Origin of the sequence: Streptomyces beijiangensis (genome assembly GCF_017315755.1) — a bacterium.
Classification (GTDB): Bacteria; Actinomycetota; Actinomycetes; order Streptomycetales; family Streptomycetaceae; genus Streptomyces; species Streptomyces beijiangensis.
This window is the reverse complement of the sequence record NZ_JAFLRJ010001277.1, coordinates 1-419: the sequence shown is the minus strand read 5'-3', so window position 1 is coordinate 419 and position 419 is coordinate 1. Positions and strand designations below refer to the sequence as shown.

General features: G+C 73.7%; 1 protein-coding gene. It reads left to right on the top strand.

Translation table 11 applies throughout. The features are described from left to right. Positions 1-419, top strand: a 419-nt coding sequence (locus J0695_RS41500) for an acyl-CoA dehydrogenase family protein (protein ID WP_277990120.1), incomplete at both ends; no start/stop codon positions are given.

Sequence of the window (419 nt, the reverse complement as noted above, 5' to 3'; positions counted from 1 at the left end):
CGGGGCTGATGCGGCAGGCCGTGGCGCAGGCGGTGCACCACTGCGCGTACCGGGAGGCGTTCGGCGGCAAGCTGATCGACAAACCGCTGATGCGCAACGTCCTGGCCGATCTCGCCCTGGAGTCGGAGGCGGCCACCACGCTGGCGCTGCGGCTCGCCGCGGCCTACGACGACGGGAGCGAGCGGGAGCGGGCGCTGCTGCGGATCGCGGTTCCGGCCGCCAAGTACTGGGTGACCAAGCGGTGCGCGCCTCTCGCGGTGGAGGCGGCGGAGTGCCTGGGCGGCAACGGGTACGTGGAGGAGTCGGGGATGCCCCGGCTGGTGCGCGAGTCCCCGCTGAACTCGGTGTGGGAGGGCGCGGGCAACGTCCAGGCGCTGGACGTGCTGCGCGCGCTGAGCCGGGATCCGCAGGTGCTGGAC